Source organism: Pantoea phytobeneficialis, from assembly GCF_009728735.1.
Lineage (GTDB): Bacteria > Pseudomonadota > Gammaproteobacteria > Enterobacterales > Enterobacteriaceae > Pantoea > Pantoea phytobeneficialis.
On sequence record NZ_CP024637.1, the window covers coordinates 425,116 to 442,240 of the forward strand.

General features: G+C 54.4%; 14 protein-coding genes and 1 pseudogene. 7 read left to right on the top strand and 8 right to left on the bottom strand.

Going from position 1 to position 17,125, the window contains the following annotated elements; translation table 11 throughout:
• Window positions 1-185 precede the first annotated feature (185 nt).
• The 3 genes from CTZ24_RS26885 to CTZ24_RS22215 are packed head-to-tail and all read left to right on the top strand — an operon-like array spanning window position 186 to window position 3,328.
• Window positions 186-494 carry a YicS family protein gene (locus tag CTZ24_RS26885; RefSeq protein WP_302474917.1) on the top strand — a complete coding sequence of 103 codons (309 nt, stop codon included), beginning with the start codon at window positions 186-188 and terminating at the stop codon, window positions 492-494.
• 16 nt (window positions 495-510) lie between these two features.
• Entirely contained in the window at window positions 511-1,701 is a 1,191-nt protein-coding gene (locus CTZ24_RS22210) for an OmpP1/FadL family transporter (protein WP_208725709.1), read from the top strand.
• Window positions 1,702-1,714: 13 nt separating this feature from the next.
• Entirely contained in the window at window positions 1,715-3,328 is a 1,614-nt protein-coding gene (locus CTZ24_RS22215; protein ID WP_208725712.1) for a mechanosensitive ion channel family protein, read from the top strand.
• Here the strand turns inward: CTZ24_RS22215 and CTZ24_RS22220 are convergent.
• The 3 genes from CTZ24_RS22220 to CTZ24_RS22230 all read right to left on the bottom strand — a co-directional run bounded on the left by CTZ24_RS22220 (window position 3,321) and on the right by CTZ24_RS22230 (window position 6,221).
• A complete protein-coding gene (locus CTZ24_RS22220) occupies window positions 3,321-4,358 on the bottom strand; it encodes a GGDEF domain-containing protein (RefSeq protein WP_208726595.1) in 1,038 nt (345 codons plus the stop codon). The two genes, CTZ24_RS22215 and CTZ24_RS22220, sit on opposite strands and share 8 nt — an antisense overlap.
• Before the next feature lie 125 nt (window positions 4,359-4,483).
• Window positions 4,484-5,011, bottom strand: a complete 528-nt coding sequence (locus tag CTZ24_RS22225) for a C40 family peptidase (RefSeq protein ID WP_208725714.1) — start codon at window positions 5,009-5,011, stop codon at window positions 4,484-4,486.
• Window positions 5,012-5,240: 229 nt separating this feature from the next.
• Complete coding sequence (locus tag CTZ24_RS22230; protein ID WP_208725715.1) at window positions 5,241-6,221, bottom strand: isopenicillin N synthase family dioxygenase; 981 nt, start codon at window positions 6,219-6,221, stop codon at window positions 5,241-5,243.
• Window positions 6,222-6,790: 569 nt separating this feature from the next.
• Between CTZ24_RS22230 and CTZ24_RS22235 the strand changes: the two genes are divergently transcribed.
• Together CTZ24_RS22235 and CTZ24_RS22240 are read left to right on the top strand one after the other, a co-directional pair.
• Window positions 6,791-7,753, top strand: a complete 963-nt coding sequence (locus CTZ24_RS22235; RefSeq protein ID WP_244634076.1) for an ABC transporter substrate-binding protein — start codon at window positions 6,791-6,793, stop codon at window positions 7,751-7,753.
• 13 nt (window positions 7,754-7,766) lie between these two features.
• The gene (locus CTZ24_RS22240) at window positions 7,767-9,179 is read left to right on the top strand and encodes an amidohydrolase family protein (protein ID WP_208725717.1); all 1,413 of its coding nucleotides are present in this window, start codon (window positions 7,767-7,769) and stop codon (window positions 9,177-9,179) included.
• Between the two features lie 44 nt (window positions 9,180-9,223).
• Here the strand turns inward: CTZ24_RS22240 and CTZ24_RS22245 are convergent, their stop codons facing one another.
• Both CTZ24_RS22245 and CTZ24_RS22250 read right to left on the bottom strand, forming a co-directional pair.
• Complete coding sequence (locus tag CTZ24_RS22245) at window positions 9,224-10,582, bottom strand: 8-oxoguanine deaminase (RefSeq protein WP_208725724.1); 1,359 nt, start codon at window positions 10,580-10,582, stop codon at window positions 9,224-9,226.
• 121 nt (window positions 10,583-10,703) lie between these two features.
• Window positions 10,704-12,218, bottom strand: a complete 1,515-nt coding sequence (locus CTZ24_RS22250; protein WP_208725726.1) for an MDR family MFS transporter — start codon at window positions 12,216-12,218, stop codon at window positions 10,704-10,706.
• Between the two features lie 80 nt (window positions 12,219-12,298).
• On the opposite strand from CTZ24_RS22250, the gene CTZ24_RS22255 reads away from it, so the two are divergent.
• Window positions 12,299-12,961 (top strand): TetR/AcrR family transcriptional regulator, encoded by a 663-nt coding sequence (locus tag CTZ24_RS22255; protein WP_208725728.1) that lies wholly within the window; start codon window positions 12,299-12,301, stop codon window positions 12,959-12,961.
• On the opposite strand, the gene nac is transcribed toward CTZ24_RS22255, so the two are convergent.
• Window positions 12,962-13,885: a nitrogen assimilation transcriptional regulator NAC gene (gene nac, locus CTZ24_RS22260; protein WP_208725735.1), complete on the bottom strand. Its 924-nt coding sequence runs from the start codon at window positions 13,883-13,885 to the stop codon at window positions 12,962-12,964.
• 433 nt (window positions 13,886-14,318) lie between these two features.
• Between nac and CTZ24_RS22265 the strand changes: the two genes are divergently transcribed.
• A complete protein-coding gene (locus CTZ24_RS22265; protein ID WP_302474918.1) occupies window positions 14,319-15,401 on the top strand; it encodes a porin in 1,083 nt (360 codons plus the stop codon).
• Window positions 15,402-15,521: 120 nt separating this feature from the next.
• Here the strand turns inward: CTZ24_RS22265 and CTZ24_RS22270 are convergent, their stop codons facing one another.
• Both CTZ24_RS22270 and CTZ24_RS22275 read right to left on the bottom strand, forming a co-directional pair.
• Window positions 15,522-16,793: a Glu/Leu/Phe/Val family dehydrogenase gene (locus CTZ24_RS22270; RefSeq protein ID WP_208725736.1), complete on the bottom strand. Its 1,272-nt coding sequence runs from the start codon at window positions 16,791-16,793 to the stop codon at window positions 15,522-15,524.
• A 14-nt stretch (window positions 16,794-16,807) separates the two neighbouring features.
• Window positions 16,808-17,125, bottom strand: a pseudogene (locus CTZ24_RS22275) (acetyl-CoA carboxylase biotin carboxylase subunit); the annotation flags it as partial.

Below are 17,125 nucleotides of genomic sequence, written 5' to 3' on the forward strand. Positions count from 1 at the left end.
ATTGCTCCTCGGTAATTCCAAAGCGGATGGCCGGTGGTCAGCATGAAATCTGACTGGAACACCGTGTTCCCGGAATCTCAGTGAGGCATGCGATGAAACACAGTATCACCCTACCGCTGACCCCGCTGCTGACATTTGAAAAGCTGGAAGACTCAGTGAATTGAAAGAATAAAGGAGGAAGCATCATGCGTTACTTACCTTTGTTAGTTTTAGTGATCAACTTTTGTCCCCTTACAAGCCTGGCGAAATCAGCCTATGACGATCTTGCTTATGCCTTAAGGGAGCAGCAGATCATTGGTGACCTGAAACAACATTGTCACATCCCGGCGGGGACCACGGATGAACATATCCGCCAGGTCTTTCTCAACAGCAAAGATAACCATGATGCGGTTATTCACGCCGCTCAGGCGTTGAAAGCGCGGCACAAAGACACTTACCAGCACCAGATAACGCAGGTTAGCTGCCCCGATAAATCCGCTTTTATGAGTCATTAACCGGGTGGAGACCATCATGCGGCGCATCAATTTATCCTTGTGCTGTCTTTTGCTTACTGGCACCAGCCATGCCAGCGGTCTCTATCTTTACGAAATCGCCACGGAGGATATCGGTCTGGCGGGTGCCGGACAGGCGGCCCGCGCACAGGATGCATCAACATTGATGACCAACCCGGCGGGGATGACACGCCTGCCAGACCGGATGATCACCGGCGGCTTGCAGGCATTGTATGGCGATACCCCCTACACCCTCGACAATGATGCTGCCCTACGCGGCAACAGCCCCGGCAACACCATTGGCTGGTTTCCTGGGGCCAGCCTGTTTTACCACCAGCGGCTGAATGACCGTTGGTCGGCAGGCATTGGTTTATATGGTAACTACGGACTCGGGCTGGATTTTGGCAACTGGGCCGGTGATCGACTGATCAAAAAAAGCACGCTGGTCGGTATGACGCTCAGTCCGGCGATTGCCTGGAAAATCAATGATCGACTCTCCTGGGGGTTGGGACTGGGGATCAACTACGGTTTTCTCTCGCTGACGCGCAATGTGGATGGGCAGGATGAGAAAACGACCGATCATGACTGGGCGCTGAATTTTCGCACCGGGTTGTTGATGCAGGTGACCGAGGCGACCCGCGTCGGCCTGACCTATACCAGCAAAACCGAATACCACTTCAATATCAACGGAGAAGCACGCTTCCCGCAGTTGGATAATGTCTCTTATACCTTGCCGATTGCCGCTCAGGTTAATACGCCCGCGCAATTAATGCTGAGTGCCGTGCATGACCTCAATCAACAATGGTCACTGCTAGCGGATCTGGGCTGGCAGGACTGGAGTGCTTACGGGGCAAATCAGACCACGGTCAGCGGTCAACCGCTGACGCGGGAAAATAAACTGCACGATACCTGGCATACCGCTTTCGGCGTGCAATTTCGCCCGAATGATCAATGGCGTTTCAATACCGGTATTGCTTACGACAGCAGTTTCTATAAAAACCAGGATGACACCTCCATGACCATGCCTTCTGGGGCTACCTGGCGTTACGGCATTGGCGCGCAATATCAATTAACCGCGTCCAACAATATCGGTGCGGCCTTTGAGTATCTCAATATGGAATCATCGTCAGTCGCCTCGCCATTGGTAAAAGGCAGCTATCAGGATCCCAACATCTATTTTTTTAGCATCAATTACAGCTACCAGTTCTGATGGAGAACCGACGATGAAAAACAGTGTTTATCTTCTATGCTGGCTGCTGTTACTTATTCCACTAAGGTTATTCAGCGCCGAACCGCGTCAGTCACCCACTCTCAAGGAGCAGGCGCGCACCTTGACCTTGCTGAATCAACCGGTGGTGATGTTGCAGGCGGGCTTTGGCCTGACTACGCCGGAAGAACGGGTACAACGCATCGTCAAACTGCTACGCACACTCACGGTCACCGATCTACAACAACCGGTCGAGACACAACTGTTGACGCGTTATCACCAGCAAGCCGTCGTATTCTCGGTCAATAAGAAACCCTTTATGGTGTTGGTCCAGGCCGACCTCGATGAAGGAGATGATTTGACGTTGACGCAGGCCGCCGAGGTCGTACGCCAGCGTCTCGAAACTTTACGCCTGTCGTTAAAAGAACAATATTCTCCCCGTTATATCCTGGCCTCGGTGGCAAAAAGTCTGGTGGGTGCTGCGGCGTTGATCCTGCTTTTGGTGCTGTGCTGGCGTCTGGCTCAATGGCTGGCACGCAGTGAAACAACCCGCCCGGTCAATCACAAAACTCTCCTGCCCGTATCGGTACACAGTTTTCTCGGGCCGCTGCGTATCCGCATTTATCAAACCTTGTTGACGATCATCTGCCTCGGTGCGGGTTATTTGTGGTTGAGTTGGGTGCTGCGCATATTTCCCTACACGCGTGTCTGGGGCATGGATTTGGGTAATTACGCGTTGGGCCTGTTGCAGAGTATCGGGATTGCCGTGCTGGCAGCATTGCCAGGGTTGTTTATTGTCGCGGTAATTTTCCTGATTACCGCTTTTATCACCCGCATCATTCGGCTGGTGCTGCGACGCGTGGAGCACGGCAATCTGCATGTTCCCGGTTTACATCCGGCAACGGTTGGTGTGACGCGGCGATTAATCAGCGTGGCTATCTGGTTGTTTGCCCTGTCAGCGGCATACCCCTTTCTGCCGGGGGCCAATTCGCTGGCTTTCAAAGGTATCAGCGTATTCTTTGGTCTGATGTTGACGTTGGGTTCAGCGGGCATCATGAATCACGCCATGAGTGGTCTGGTGCTGACTTACTCGCGTGCGTTACGCAAAGGTGATGTCATTCGTATCAATGATAATGAAGGCGTTGTCACTGAGGTCGGTATGTTGTCAACCAAACTGTTAACGCGGGAAAATTACGAAGTCACCGTACCCAATGCCGTGGTGGTCAGCGGTAAAATTACCAATCTTAGTTCGGCCCAGAAAGGGGTTGGTATTAACCTGACCACCAGCGTCACCATCGGGTATGACACCCCCTGGCGTCAGGTTCACAGCATGCTGGAACTGGCGGCCAACAGAACGCGCATCATTGATCATGGTGAACCGCCGCTGGTACGACAACTGGCATTGATGGATTGGTACATCGCCTATGAACTTCAGGTAAATCTGCCGGTGGGGAGTTCACTCGCCGCCGCCAGAACCGAGTTGCACAGCCATATCCAGGATGTGTTCAACGAATTTGGCGTTCAGATTATGTCGCCGAACTTCATCGCGCAGCCGGAAGGAACGGTCGGGGTCAAACCCGAGAATTGGTTTACCCCTCCGGCACACAGGCCCGATATGGATGTTAGCTGACCCAGCGATTTCTCCCCCGCTGTTTGGCACGATACAACGCCTGATCGGCTTGCGTGATCAATTGCTCCGCGCTGACGCCAGGGGCTGCGCTGGCGATACCCTGACTGACAGTGACATGTGTCGCCACGTCTGACGCCGCATGTTCTAATCCCCGCTGCTGCAATTGCTGCTGAATACGTTCTGCCACGGATTCGGCCTGAGCTGTGGTGGCATCCAGCAACATCACGACAAATTCCTCACCGCCATAACGGCCGACCACATCCTCCGGGGTGCGTACCGCATCTTTCAATACCGCCGCCACCGCTGCAAGGCACGCATCGCCCGCCTGATGACCATAGGTGTCGTTGTAGCGTTTGAAGTAGTCAACATCCAGCATGATGAGACTAAAAGGCCGCTGCTGACTGATCGCCTGTGCCAGATGTTGTTCCAGCGCCCGGCGGTTAGCGGTTGCGGTTAAGGCATCCTGATGTGCCAGCAAATCCAGCCGCGAAATCAGCAGTTGATTCTGTTCATAGCGCAGCCAGGCTTCATTAAACCAGCGCAACAGAATGTAGCGCCCATAGAGCAGGATCAGTGTGAAGATCAGCCAGATAATGGCAAAACGATGATTAATACTTTGATTTAACTGGAAACTGGCAACCGGTATGGCTAGCCAGAGTGGCAACAGATAGCACAGCAGCCCTGCGGGATAAAAATAGAGCGCGGCTGTCGCCGTTAACAATAAAATAATGCCTAGCGGATAAGCAAAAGGGAGCTGCCAGTAAACGACGAAGCAGTAGCCGCAAAGTGCCCAGATCAGGCTAATCAATGTTAATAGCACCAGCCGCATCCCTTTTATCAAAAGTAAAAACAAAGAAGCAGCAATGATTAAATAGATACCCGTTTCAATAATGGGGATCAGTGCCTGATGTGTCAGCAAGCTGGTATCAAATTGATCGAATAATTGGTCACGTAAAGCGATGAGCAAGGCAAAGCTAATATTAACGAAGGCCAACCAGGGCAGACTTTGCGATAAAGCCTGCCTGACCATGACATCACGATTGTGCCAGCGAGTGGCGGGATGTGGCGAAGAACGCCGACGCTGCGTTTGAGAACTGTTCACCTGGCATCCTTAACATTGACGTTTTGATAAACAGTTTATCTCTTCAGCAACAGCTAGGAGGTTTTATTCAGCGTAATTTCGGCGTTGTACTCTTTGTGCAGTCTACGCGCCTGAATAAATACCGATTTCCAGTACGGATTGTTTAATGAGGAACGCATCACACCCTGGCTGGCCGAGGCATGGAGGAATTGTTGATCGGTGTCGTAAAAACCCACATGCAGTTCATTCTTGATGCGGAAAAATACCAGATCGCCCGGCTGCATATGCCCCGGTTGCACCCGTTCACCCATTTGAATTAATTCACGGGTGGTGACGCGCTCCATCGGAATATTGAAACGATCTTTTAATGTTCGCCAGACGAAGCCGGAACAATCCACGCCCGACAATTGCGTGCCGCCCCACTGATAAGGCGTTCCCTGCCAGGAATGCATTTGATCGTGCAGCGCAGCAATCACCGGAATAAGATCGGGCTGTTGCTCTGTTGAATCATTATTAACCTGCTCAGCACGATGGGATGAACAGCCCGCGACAGAGAGAAAAATTATAGCGACCAGCGCTTGGCTAATGGCAGAGGGGTTCATGGCACTCGCTCAATAAAGATTCAGGTTTATACCGCAGGACCGATTACCGGAAAATCAGAATCAACCGGACTTACACGACCTTACCTTCGACTTACTACAGCTTACACCACAATACCAGGATATTTCCTGCGGTAAATAGTTAAAACTTATTTTGGTGAAATAGTCAGCATCGGCAGGATGATTATCACCATCCTGCCGGCCAGAAATATAACTTAGCTCAAATTATGGCTCAATATTTACCGGAAAAGTTCGCGCTGATACGCTGCGCCAGATAATCCTGTGCGGAAATTGGCGGATATTTTTTCTCCGGTCCTTCAATTATCACGTCTTCATTTGCCTGGCAGAAAAACGCCAGACTATAACGCGCCGGTACGGAAACACCAGGCAGCGGATTGGCGACACGATGGAAATTCGACGGCAATTTATCATCACTCCAGCGCATCAGCATGTCACCAATATTGCAGGTAATCACACCTTCCAGTGGGGTAATGGGCGTCCATACCTGGTCTTCCATTTCTTTGCCGGGACACACTTGTAAACCACCCTGCCCGTCACGCTGAAATAACAAGGTCAGACAATCGAAATCGGTATGCGCACCGGCACGCCACGGGCCGTCCACCTCCCCGGTGATGGCAAAGTAATGCAGCATACGCAGCGTACTTTGGTAAGTCTCACGGGAAGGTTCATGTGCACGGGTGAAGAAGTCCTCCGGGAAGCCGAGTTTCAGGGCAAAGCAGGAGAGCAGTTGCATCCCCACCGCCCAGCACTGACGTTCGAATTTCATCACTTCAGCGCAAAAGCCGGGCAAGGTGTTGTCATCCGGCCACAGGCCATTCATACGCGGCAGGGTGATCTGGTACGACTCTTTGTGGTCAGGTTTGCCAGTGGAAGGACGAATCTGTGCGCGGTATTCCCAGCCTGCATTGCGACTGAGGGGATGACGCGCCTTGTCGCTTTCCGGCAGCGCAAAGAAGCGCTCGGCATTGGCAAAAGCGGCGTTAATATCGTCCAGTGGAATGCCATGACCGGTCACCTGGAAGAAACCAATATCGGTAGCGGCCTGCCAGAGTTGATCGGCTATTTCATGCTTGCGCTGGTCGAAATCGGAGAGGTCGATAATACGAACTTCGCGCGCCGCTTCACTGCCACGCGCGCCCATGCGTGATTCTTTGGTGAGTTCATGCATGGCGTAAGCTGTTGTCTTTTCCATTGGTACACCTCGTTATAAACAGATAACGGATGACCTGCGCAACAACGGACAGGCCATCCCCGCGCCCGTCTGGCGGGCGATCGAGCAATGACCTACCGGGTAATCACCGCGGCTGACAGCTTCTACTCATTTTTATCACAGGCAATAACTATGCCAGAAACCGCATCGCCCGTAGCGGCGCGATTTATCGCGCGGTTGTTTGGTGCCACGGCTAAAAGACGCGCAATAAATCGTGCCGCTACGGGCGCGGGCGCACCACCACGGTGCAAATCAGCAACCAGTGCATCACAAAAAAGCAAAACAACACCAACATACCCGCCCTGCCATCACGTTTCTTCAATAAATTCATTCGGATAAGCAATAAACACGAGAATGGCATGGGCTTTGCTAAATTCGATGCAGAGTATAAGCGGTTAGCGTGGCGGCCTCGTCATGCGGAACATTGCTCTACAGCTTCGGCTGTACCTCGTCAGGGGACGGTGTTATGCATCGTGAGCAGGTTCATACGCCGCATCATCCCCTGATAACAGACACAATGTATGCGTTTGCTTTGGGGGTTTGTTATGTCAATGTCGTCCTTCCGTTTGTCCCTGTTTACAGCGCTTATCGCTGCCTCTGCCCTCGCCCATGCGACGGATAAGCTGGTCCTGCAAACCACCTGGGTGGCACAAGCCGAGCAAGGGGGTTATTACCAGGCCGTCGCAACCGGTATCTATAAAAAATATGGCTTAGATGTCGAGGTAAAATCCGGCGGGCCACAGTTGAACAATATGACGCTGCTGCTGGCTAACCGAGCCGATGTGATCGTCAGTTACGATCTTCAGGTGTTGCAGGGCATCCAGCGTAATTTCCCGTTAAAAGCCATCGCTGCGCCATTCCAGTTTGATCCTCAGGGCATCATGACCCACGGTGACGTGAAGGATCTGGCAGGGCTGAAAGGCAAAACCGTGCTGGTGTCCGCCAGTGGCCAGGCCAGTTGGTGGCCCTGGCTAAAGGGGAAATATAAACTCAGCGATGGTCAGGTGCGCCCTTATACCTTCAATATGCAACCGTTCCTCGCCGATAAAAATACCGCCCAGCAAGCTTACGCCACCTCGGAAGTCCAACAGATCAAAGCCGCGCAGCCGGACAGCAAATTTTACCTGTTCGCCGATTACGGTTATCCGGCCTACGGCGGCATTCTGGTTACCCGTGACGACCTGTTGCAGCAAAAACCTGACGTGATGAAACGTTTTGTGGAAGCCTCGATGGAGGGCTGGAAATCTTACCTCGCCGATCCTGCTGCCGGGAATGCGCTGATCAAAAAAGAGAACCCGCAGATGACCGATGCCATTCTCGCGTTTGGCGTTTCTCAGATGAAGGCGCTGCATCTGATTGATGGTGGTGATGCGGCGAAACAGGGGCTGGGGGTGATGACGCCACAACGCTGGCAAACCACACGCGACTTTATGGTGAAAGCCGGACTGCTGGATGCCGCCACCCCGTGGCAAAAAGCCTTTACCACCCAGTTCTATCGCCAGGCGGCGATGTAAGGCAGGTTGCAAGATGCTGATAAAAAACTGTTCTGCCATTCTCACCGGCAACCGCCAGCAGCCGCGCAGTCCGGCGCGTGATATCCGAATCGACCAGGGCTTGATCCTGGAAATGGGTAGCCTGGCCGCCCAGGCCGGTGAGCAGGTCATCGACGCACGCGACTGTGTCGTCTATCCCGGCTGGGTGAATACCCATCATCATTTGTTCCAGTCGTTGCTGAAGGGTGAGCCCCAGGGATTAAATCAAAGCCTCGGGGCCTGGCTGGCGGCCACACCCTATCGTTTTCGTGGCGCGTTTGATGAACACACCTTCCGCATTGCAGCACGGATCGGGCTGGTGGAACTGGTGCGATCCGGTTGCACCACCATTGCCGATCACCACTACCTTTACTGGCCGGATATGCCTTTCGATGGCGCGCAGATCCTGTTTGAAGAGGCGCAGCGTCTTGGCGTGCGTTTTGTCTTATGCCGGGGTGGCGCAACCCAAAGCCGTGGGTTGGAAAGTGATCTCCCCACCGCGCTGCGCCCGGAAAAATTCGACGCCATGATGGCCGATGTTGAACGGCTGGTGGCGCAATATCATCAGGCGGATGCTTTCGCCATGCGCCAGGTGGTGATGGCCCCCACCACCACGCTGCACTCCACCACGCCACAGGAACTGCGCGACAGCGCCCGTCTGGCGCGTCAGCTTGGCATTCGTCTGCACAGCCACTTGTCCGAAACCGTGGATTATCTCGATGCCGCTAAAGCCAAATTTGGTATGACGCCTTTGCAGTTCTGCGCCGAACATGAGTGGATTGGCCGCGATGTCTGGTTCGCCCATCTGGTCAAACTGTTGCCTGAGGAGATTGCCTTGCTGGGTGCCGCGGGCAGTGGCATTGCCCACTGCCCACAAAGCAACGCCCGTCTGGGTAGTGGCATTGCCGACCTGGTGGCGCTGGAACAGGCTGGTGTGCAAGTTTCCATTGGTGTCGATGGCGCGGCGTCGAACGAAGCGGCCGATATGCAAAGCGAAACGCACGCGGCCTGGCAATTGCAACGTGCGCGTAAAGGCATGCTGGCGCAACCGCGTTATGCCGGTGGCCGGTTTGAAGGGGGTGGCGATGCCGCCAGCATTGAAGATGTCCTCCGTTGGGGAACGCAGGGTGGCGCTCAGGTGCTGGGACTGCACACCGGGGAAATCGCACCGGGCATGGCGGCTGATATCGCCATCTACCAACTGGACGATCCGCGCTACTTCGGCCTGCATGATATGGCGATTGGGCCAATTGCCTGCGGTGGACGGGCGCGCATCAAAGCGCTGCTCTGCCAGGGTAACATCATTATGCAGGATGATCTGATTGCGGGTCTGGATTTGCGCGAGCTGGGACAATCCGCCGCGGATGCGGTGAAAACGCTGCAACGCCGCGCTGATGTGACAGGGTAACGCCCGTATCGGCGCGATAAATCGCGCCGATACGGGCGTATGGATTACATTCCGGCAATCAAGGCCCTGGCGGCAGCGCGATGTTTTACCATCAACGTCTCGCTATCCAGCCCGATAATTTCACCGTCCGACACGCGCCACTCGCCCCCCACCATCACTTTGTCTGCCCGCTCCGCGCCACACAGAATCAACGCCGAAAGCGGATCGTGGCTGCCGCTAAAACGCAGCTCATCCAGTTTAAACAGCGCAAGATCGGCCTGCTTTCCGACCGCCAGCTCACCAATATCCCTGCGCCCCAACAGACGGGCGGAACCTGCGGTCGCCCAGCGCAATACCCGTTGTGGTGTGATCTGCTGTGCGCCATAACGCAGCCGTTGCAGATATAACGCCTGGCGTGCTTCGTACATCAGGTTCGAGGCATCGTTCGAGGCCGAACCATCAACCCCTAACCCTACCGGTGCGCCTGCTGCTTCCAGCTCCACCGTTGGGCAAATCCCCGACGCCAGCCGCATATTGGAGACCGGACAGTGGCAGATTCCGGTTCCGGCGGCACCGAGGCGTTTGATTTCGTCGTCATTGAAATGAATCCCATGTGCCAGCCAGGTGCGATCGCTCAGCCAGCCCACATGCTCCAGATAATCGACGGTGCGCATCCCAAAGGTTTGCTGGCAAAAGGCTTCTTCATCCAGCGTTTCGCCAAGGTGCGTATGCAGACGGACATCGTGCTGCTGCGCCTGACGGGCGATCTCCCGCATCAAATCGGTGGTGACGGAGAACGGTGAACAAGGCGCAAGGCCAATCTGAATTTGCGCGCCGTCATGACGCTGGTGATAGCGCTGAATCAGGCGCAGGCTGTCCTGCAAAATGGTGTCAGCATCCTGGATGGTGTGCTGCGGCGGCAGGCCGCCCTGTTCTTCGCCCAGATTCATCGAGCCGCGCGTCAGCAAGGCGCGCATACCCAACTGTTGCACCACCTCGACCTGCACATCCAGCGACTGCTCCATGCCCTGCGGAAACAGGTAATGATGATCGCTGACGGTGGTGCAGCCGGACTGCAACAGCTCCGCCATTGCCACCTGGCTAGCCAGATGAAGCGCCTCTGGCGTTAAACGCGCCCACACCGGGTAGAGGGTTTTTAGCCACGGAAACAGCGGTTGGTTCACCACCGGCAGCCAGGCGCGGGTCAGGGTTTGATAGAAGTGATGATGGGCGTTGATAAGGCCAGGCAACACCACATGGTCACGCGCATCCACCACATTATCGCAAGGCTGCGACGGTGACGCGCCGAGAGGAAGAATTTCGCTGATACGCGAATCTTCAATCACCAGCCCACCACGGCCATCGAGTTGTTCAGGGAGAAAGACTGCTAAGGGGTTTTTGATCCAGATACGGGCAGCGCACATGGCTGGCTCCTCTCAGTTGATAAACATAAGGGTTAGCCAGCTCAGTTATTGCCTGTCTGCTGATCCAGGCGCATCGAGATGCGGCACTACTATGCCGCAAAAGCGATGGTCTGAAAAGTTATCAGGCGTTTTTGTGTCGTAACGTCGATTCCGGCATAAACAACGACAACAAAAATGCCAGCAACATCACGGCCGCTGCCATCATAAAAGCGGCGTGTACCGCATCACCGAAGGCCTGCAAATACGGCGTCTGTACCTCAATTGGCAGATGGTGGATGGCTTCCGGGTCGAGGCTGCGCGGTAGCTCGGCCCCCTTTTCCACCAGCTTTGTCAGGCCTGATTTCAGCACCTGGCTGAATATCGCGCCAAATAACGCCACGCCAATTGAGCCGCCAACCGAGCGGAACAGGGTCACCGATGAGGTTGCCACACCGATGCTGTCCGGCGAGACGGTATTCTGCACCGCCAGCACCAGTACCTGCATCACCATCCCCATTCCCATCCCGAGAATGCTGGAGAACAGCCAGATATGCCAGGTGGGATCGTCCAGCGTCAACGTAGTCAGCAACGCCATGCCGACGGTTGCCAGCAAAGTACCGGCAATCGGGAACAGGCGATATTTGCCGGTATGACTGATAATGCGGCCGCTGATAATCGAGGTCACCAGTAAGCCGCCCATCAGCGGCAACAACTGCAATCCGGCTCCGGTAGGCGTCGCCCCTTTTACCACCTGCAAGTAAAGCGGCAGAAACGTGACGCTGCCGAACAGCGACATTCCGACAATAAAACCGATCAGGCTGGAAAGCAGGAAGCTGCGGTTGCGGAACAGCGTCAGCGGGATAATTGGCTCCCAGGCGCGACGTTCCTCGTAAACAAAACCAATCAACCCCACCACGCCAAATGCCAGGATGCACCACAGTTGTGGATCGGACCAGGCATGCACCGAGCCGCCCTCGCTGGTGAACAGGGTGATCCCCACCAGCGCCAGACTGAGGAAAAACGCACCGGGATAGTCGATTTCATGTGCTTTGCGTTTGCTGTCGGCCTTAAACACCGCGTTGATCACCAGCAGCGCAAACAAACCCAGCGGCAGGTTGATATAGAAAATCCAGCGCCAGGAGGCGTGTTGCACGATAAAGCCACCCAGCAACGGGCCAACCACCGTTGCCAGACCAAACACGCCACCAAATAATCCCTGATATTTACCGCGTTCAGCAGGCGGGATCACATCGGCCACTGCCGCCATGCTCACCACCATCAGGCCGCCACCGCCCAGCCCCTGTAAGGCGCGGGTAAAAATCAGCTGTTCCATGTTCTGCGCCAACCCGCAGAGCGCGGAGCCTGCCAGGAACAGAATCACCGAAATTTGCAGCACGCGCTTACGGCCAAACAGGTCGCCAAATTTACCGTACAGCGGTACAACAAGGGTTGAAGCCAGCATATAGGCTGTCACAATCCATGACAGGCGATCCAACCCGCCCAGCTCACCCACAATGGTCGGTAAGGCTGTGGAAACAATGGTTTGGTCCAGGGCCGATAACAGCATCACCAGCATTAATGCGCCCAGTAACCAGCCAAATGACTGACGCGCCGGGTCGCCGCTGGCAGCGTGTTGTGCCAAAGATTCGGATTTCATAGGGGACACCAGATTGAAATTAATTAAATACACAATTAATATTGATCGAAGTCTGACAGGATACAAGTGAGTAAGCAAAAATGACCGCACAGAAAGTCCCTTCTGAGGGAAAATCAGCTAAATCCGAACCGCGCCGTCCCGGTCGTCCACGCGGCGGCGCAATCAATGCCCAACAGCGCGAACATTTGCTGGATATCACCCTGTCGTTGTATGCGGAACACGGCATTGCGGAGACGTCGCTGAATGCCATTGCGCGTAAGGCAGGCGTTAGCCCGGCGATGCTGAATTATTACTTTAAGTCGCGCGAAGCCCTGCTGGATGTGGTGGTTGAGGAACGTTTTTTGCCGCTGCGCCAGCGTCTGGTGGCGCATTTCGTTAATGAGCCGCGTGACCCTGTCACTACTTTCAGCGCGTTTATCCGCGAGATTGCCGATATTATCGCCACCCATCACTGGTTTGGGCCGCTGTGGATGCAGGAAGTTACCGAAGGTCAGGGAGGATTAGGCCAGCATATTAAAAATCGCTTCGGTCATACGGAGCGCGATAAAGTTAAAAGCCTGATTGAGGGCTGGCAGCAGCAAGGTCTACTCAACCCGGATCTGGAGCCGCAACTGTTGATGACGTCAATTCTCAGTATGGTGCTGGTGCCCTTCTCACGCTTTGCCAACGATCCGGCGTTCAACCGTGAAAAGATTGTCGCCCACACGCTGAGTTTGTTTTGTCGCGGCATCAGGCCTGTTTAGTCAGCTAAGGATCCTCCCTACCTGCGTCAACCCCGACGTTAGCTCAATTAACAGCTCGCGTACCGCCGCTGCCGGTTCCGATAACGGCGTGCGGTCCGATACACAGAGCGAGAGCGTCTGGCCGATGGCCGGGCCACTGATGGATCGAATAATCACATTGCGCGATTCCGACTGAATATGCTCGGCAATCGCCTTTGGCATGATGGTGCAACCCAGGCCAGCATCCACGGCCCTGGCGATGCTTTTTACTGCTTCCAGTTCAGCGACAATATTGATGGTTTGCTGGTGCAGGCTGAAGGCTTCATCTATTGCACGACGCACAAAGTTGTAAGCGGGTGGCAGTACCATCGGCATAGCGGCGAGCTGGCTAACCTGCAACGGACCGCCCTCATCGTCGAAATCAAAATCAGCGTGGGCGACAAAATACAAAGACTCTTCCAGTAGCGGTTGGTAATGCAGCCCTTTGATGCCGCCACAACCGTGCAACAGCGCCATCTCCAGCCGCCCGTTTGCGACCAACTCGCTATAGGCTTGCCCGACACTTTCGACCAGATGCAGCAGAATGCCCGGATGGCGTTGCCGCATTTCGCTCAACAACGACATCGCCAGCGTGGAAGCGGCACTGAACGGTGCCAGCCCGACCGATACCCGTCCAGATAGCAACTGCCCGGCGCTCAGGACATCCACCTCCGCCTGCGCAAACTGACGCAGCATGGCATTGGCATGACCATACAACACTTTTCCCGCCTCGGTAGGCACCACGCCCTGCTGGCTGCGAATCAACAACTGCCGTTTAAAGTGTTCCTCCAGCGCCACCAGTTGTTGGCTCAGTGCCGGTTGCGCAATATGCAACGCATCCGCCGCACGGGTAATGCTACCCATATCCACAATGGTAATAAAAGACTTCAGACGCCGTATATTCATCTTACTCTCATCGCTGGTTAACGCCTGCGTTATTATTTCATGAATATATCGGCTTTATTTTTTTATCGGTAAGAAGGAATGCCTTTCGCCAGATAGGTGTTTTATATGAGCGCCCACAAGAAAAGGTCTGAGCAGGCAATAAGTAAACACTATCCAGCCAAAACAAAATTATCTTATCGCAACCTTTATTTCTGCCCCTATGGTAGGGCGGTATTTAGCACGTTTCGTTAACACGCTTAACAGATGACTCAAACATAAGAAATATAAACCTCTCGACCCTCATCATCTGTATTCATTTGCAAAAACCTGTGTATGCGCTTCACCGCTGGCTGCCTGCCAGCGGCGCTTTTTCGAACTTAATTTCATTGCTAATTATTAAGTTAGCGAGATGAATTACCCCAACAAGATGACAAATGCAAAAAACGAGGAATAAATGATGAAGCTTTCGATTAAATCCTGTATCGCCAGCGCCCTGTTAATCTCTGGTGTGGGCCATGCGGCAGAAATTTATAACAAGGATGGTAATAAACTCGATCTGTACGGCAAGGTACAGGCTGAAAATTATATTTCCAACAACGATAGCCTCGATGGCGATCAATCCTATATGCGTTTTGGTTTCAAAGGCCAAACCCAGGTTAACGACCTGATTACCGGTTATGGTCAGTGGGAACAACAAATTCAGTTGAATAACAGCGAAGGTGGCAGCGATGCGCAGAAGGGCAACAAAAGCCGTCTGGGCTTTGCTGGTTTAAAAGTCGGGCAGTACGGCAGCTTCGATTATGGCCGCAACTATGGTCTGGTGTATGACGCCATTGCCTATACCGACGTCCTGCCAGAGTTTGGTGGTGCAACCGGCAGCGCGGATGGCTTCCTGCGAGGCCGCTCTACTGGCGTGGCGACTTACCGTAACCGTGACTTTTTCGGTCTGGTGGATGGTCTGAGCTTCGGTCTGCAATATCAGGGCAAAAACGAGCGTGATGCCATCAGTACCTCCAACGGCGATGGTTGGGCCACGTCTCTGGGTTATGCGCTGGACTCAGGCATCAGCGTTGTCGGTGGTTATGCCAATCTTGATCGCACCAATGCGCAAAATGCTGACGGTGTTTATGGTCATGGTGCGCACGGCGAGAGCTGGGCAGTTGGCGCGAAATATGACAACAATCAGTGGTATTTCGGCACTTTTTACGGCCAGACACGTAACGCCTATGCCATCAGCAACAGCCTGACTGGCGAAAGCGGTTTCGCGAACAAGACCGAAAGTTTTGAGGCCACCTTGCAGTATCAATTTATCAACGGTATTCGCCCGTCCATCGCCTGGGTACAGACCAAAGCGAAAGATATTGAAGGTGTTGGCGATGAGTATCTGCTGAAGTTCCTCGAACCCGGATTGACTTATTACTTCAACAAAAATATGAAGACGTTTGTCGCATGGAAAATCAACCTGCTCGACGACAATAACAAGCTTGGTCTGCCGAATGACGACCAGTTAGCGCTGGGGCTGGTGTATCAGTTCTGATGTGAAGAGCGAGTGCGGGAGATGTCCTGCACTCTGCTTAAAAATGCGCGATAAATCGCACCGCTACAACTCTCCTCATCAGTAGCGGCGCGATTTATCGCGCAATATTAGCCAGGTATTTTACGGATATAACCCGCGATCTTTCCTCGCCAGCAGAATACGCTCACAGGCCAGCGCATATGCCGCAGTGCGTAGCGTGACCTGCAACGCCCCCGCTTTTTGCCAGACGGTATCAATCGCGCCCTGCATAATGCCGTCGAGTCGCTGATTAATCTCCTCTTCACTCCAGAAGAAGCTGGAAAAATCCTGCACCCATTCGAAGTAGCTCACCGTCACCCCACCTGCGTTAGCGATGACATCCGGCACCACAGCTATGCCACGCTGCTGCAATACATCATCCGCTTCCGGCAGCGTCGGGCCATTCGCCCCTTCAATCACCAGGCGGCAGCTTAACCCGCTGGCGCGTTCGGCGGTAATTTGCCCTTCCAGCGCGGCAGGCACCAGGATATCGAAATCCTGCGTCCAGAAGCTTTCGTCAGCAATATGGTCTGCCTGTGGAAAACCTTTGATACTGCCGTGGTTCTGCTGCCATGCCTGTAATGCCGGGATATCCAACCCGCTTGCCAGCCAGAGCGTCGCGCTGTGATCCTGCACCGCAACCACTTTCGCCCCTGCCGCGTGAAACAGCTCCGCACTGACGCTACCCACATTGCCAAAGCCCTGCACCGCCACGCGGCTGTGCGCAACATCCAGCCCCAACATCGCCGCCGCACGACAACCGGTAACAAACACCCCGCGTCCGGTGGCTTTCACGCGTCCCAGCGAACCCCCCAGATGCACCGGTTTGCCGGTTACCACGCCTGTCGTGGTCGCACCGACATTCATCGACCAGGTGTCCATCATCCACGCCATTACCTGCGCGTTGGTACCCACGTCCGGTGCCGGGATATCCTGCTGCGGCCCGATCATGTTGCCAATCTCGCTGGTATAGCGGCGCGTCAAACGTTCCAGCTCCTTCCGTGAAAGCTGCGCAGGGTCGACACGTATCCCCCCTTTCGCGCCGCCAAACGGCAGGTTTAGCGCGGCACATTTGATGGTCATCCATGCTGACAACGCCATCACTTCTTCCAGGGTGACGTCAGGATGGAAGCGCACGCCCCCCTTACCCGGCCCGCGCGACAGGTTGTGCTGTACGCGATACCCTTCAAAATGACGTACCGTGCCATCGTCCATTTCCAGCGGAATATCAACGATCAGCGCGCGTTTAGGGTGGGTTAGCGTATCAGCCCAGCGGCTGAGATCGCCCAACAACGGCAATACGCGTTCGACCTGGGTCAGATAGGTTGACCAGGCAGAGTGACGGTCGCCCGTCACATAGGAAAGTGCTGACAAAACTGACCTCCGGTTTACAGGTTGCTAAGTCCCAGTTTTTTCTCCAGGTAGTGGATATTAGTCCCACCCTGCTGGAAGTTTTCGTCGGACATGATTTTCATCTGCAGTTCGACGTTGGTCTTGATACCGTCGATGATCAGCTCCGCCAGCGCATTCTTCATGCGCGCAATCGCCACGTCACGGTTTTCACCGTAGGTGATCAGCTTGCCGATCATGGAGTCGTAGTACGGCGGCACGCTGTAACCGGCATAGATATGCGATTCCCAGCGCACTCCGAAGCCACCCGGCGCGTGGAAGCGCGTGATCTTGCCCGGACTCGGCAGGAAGGTGTT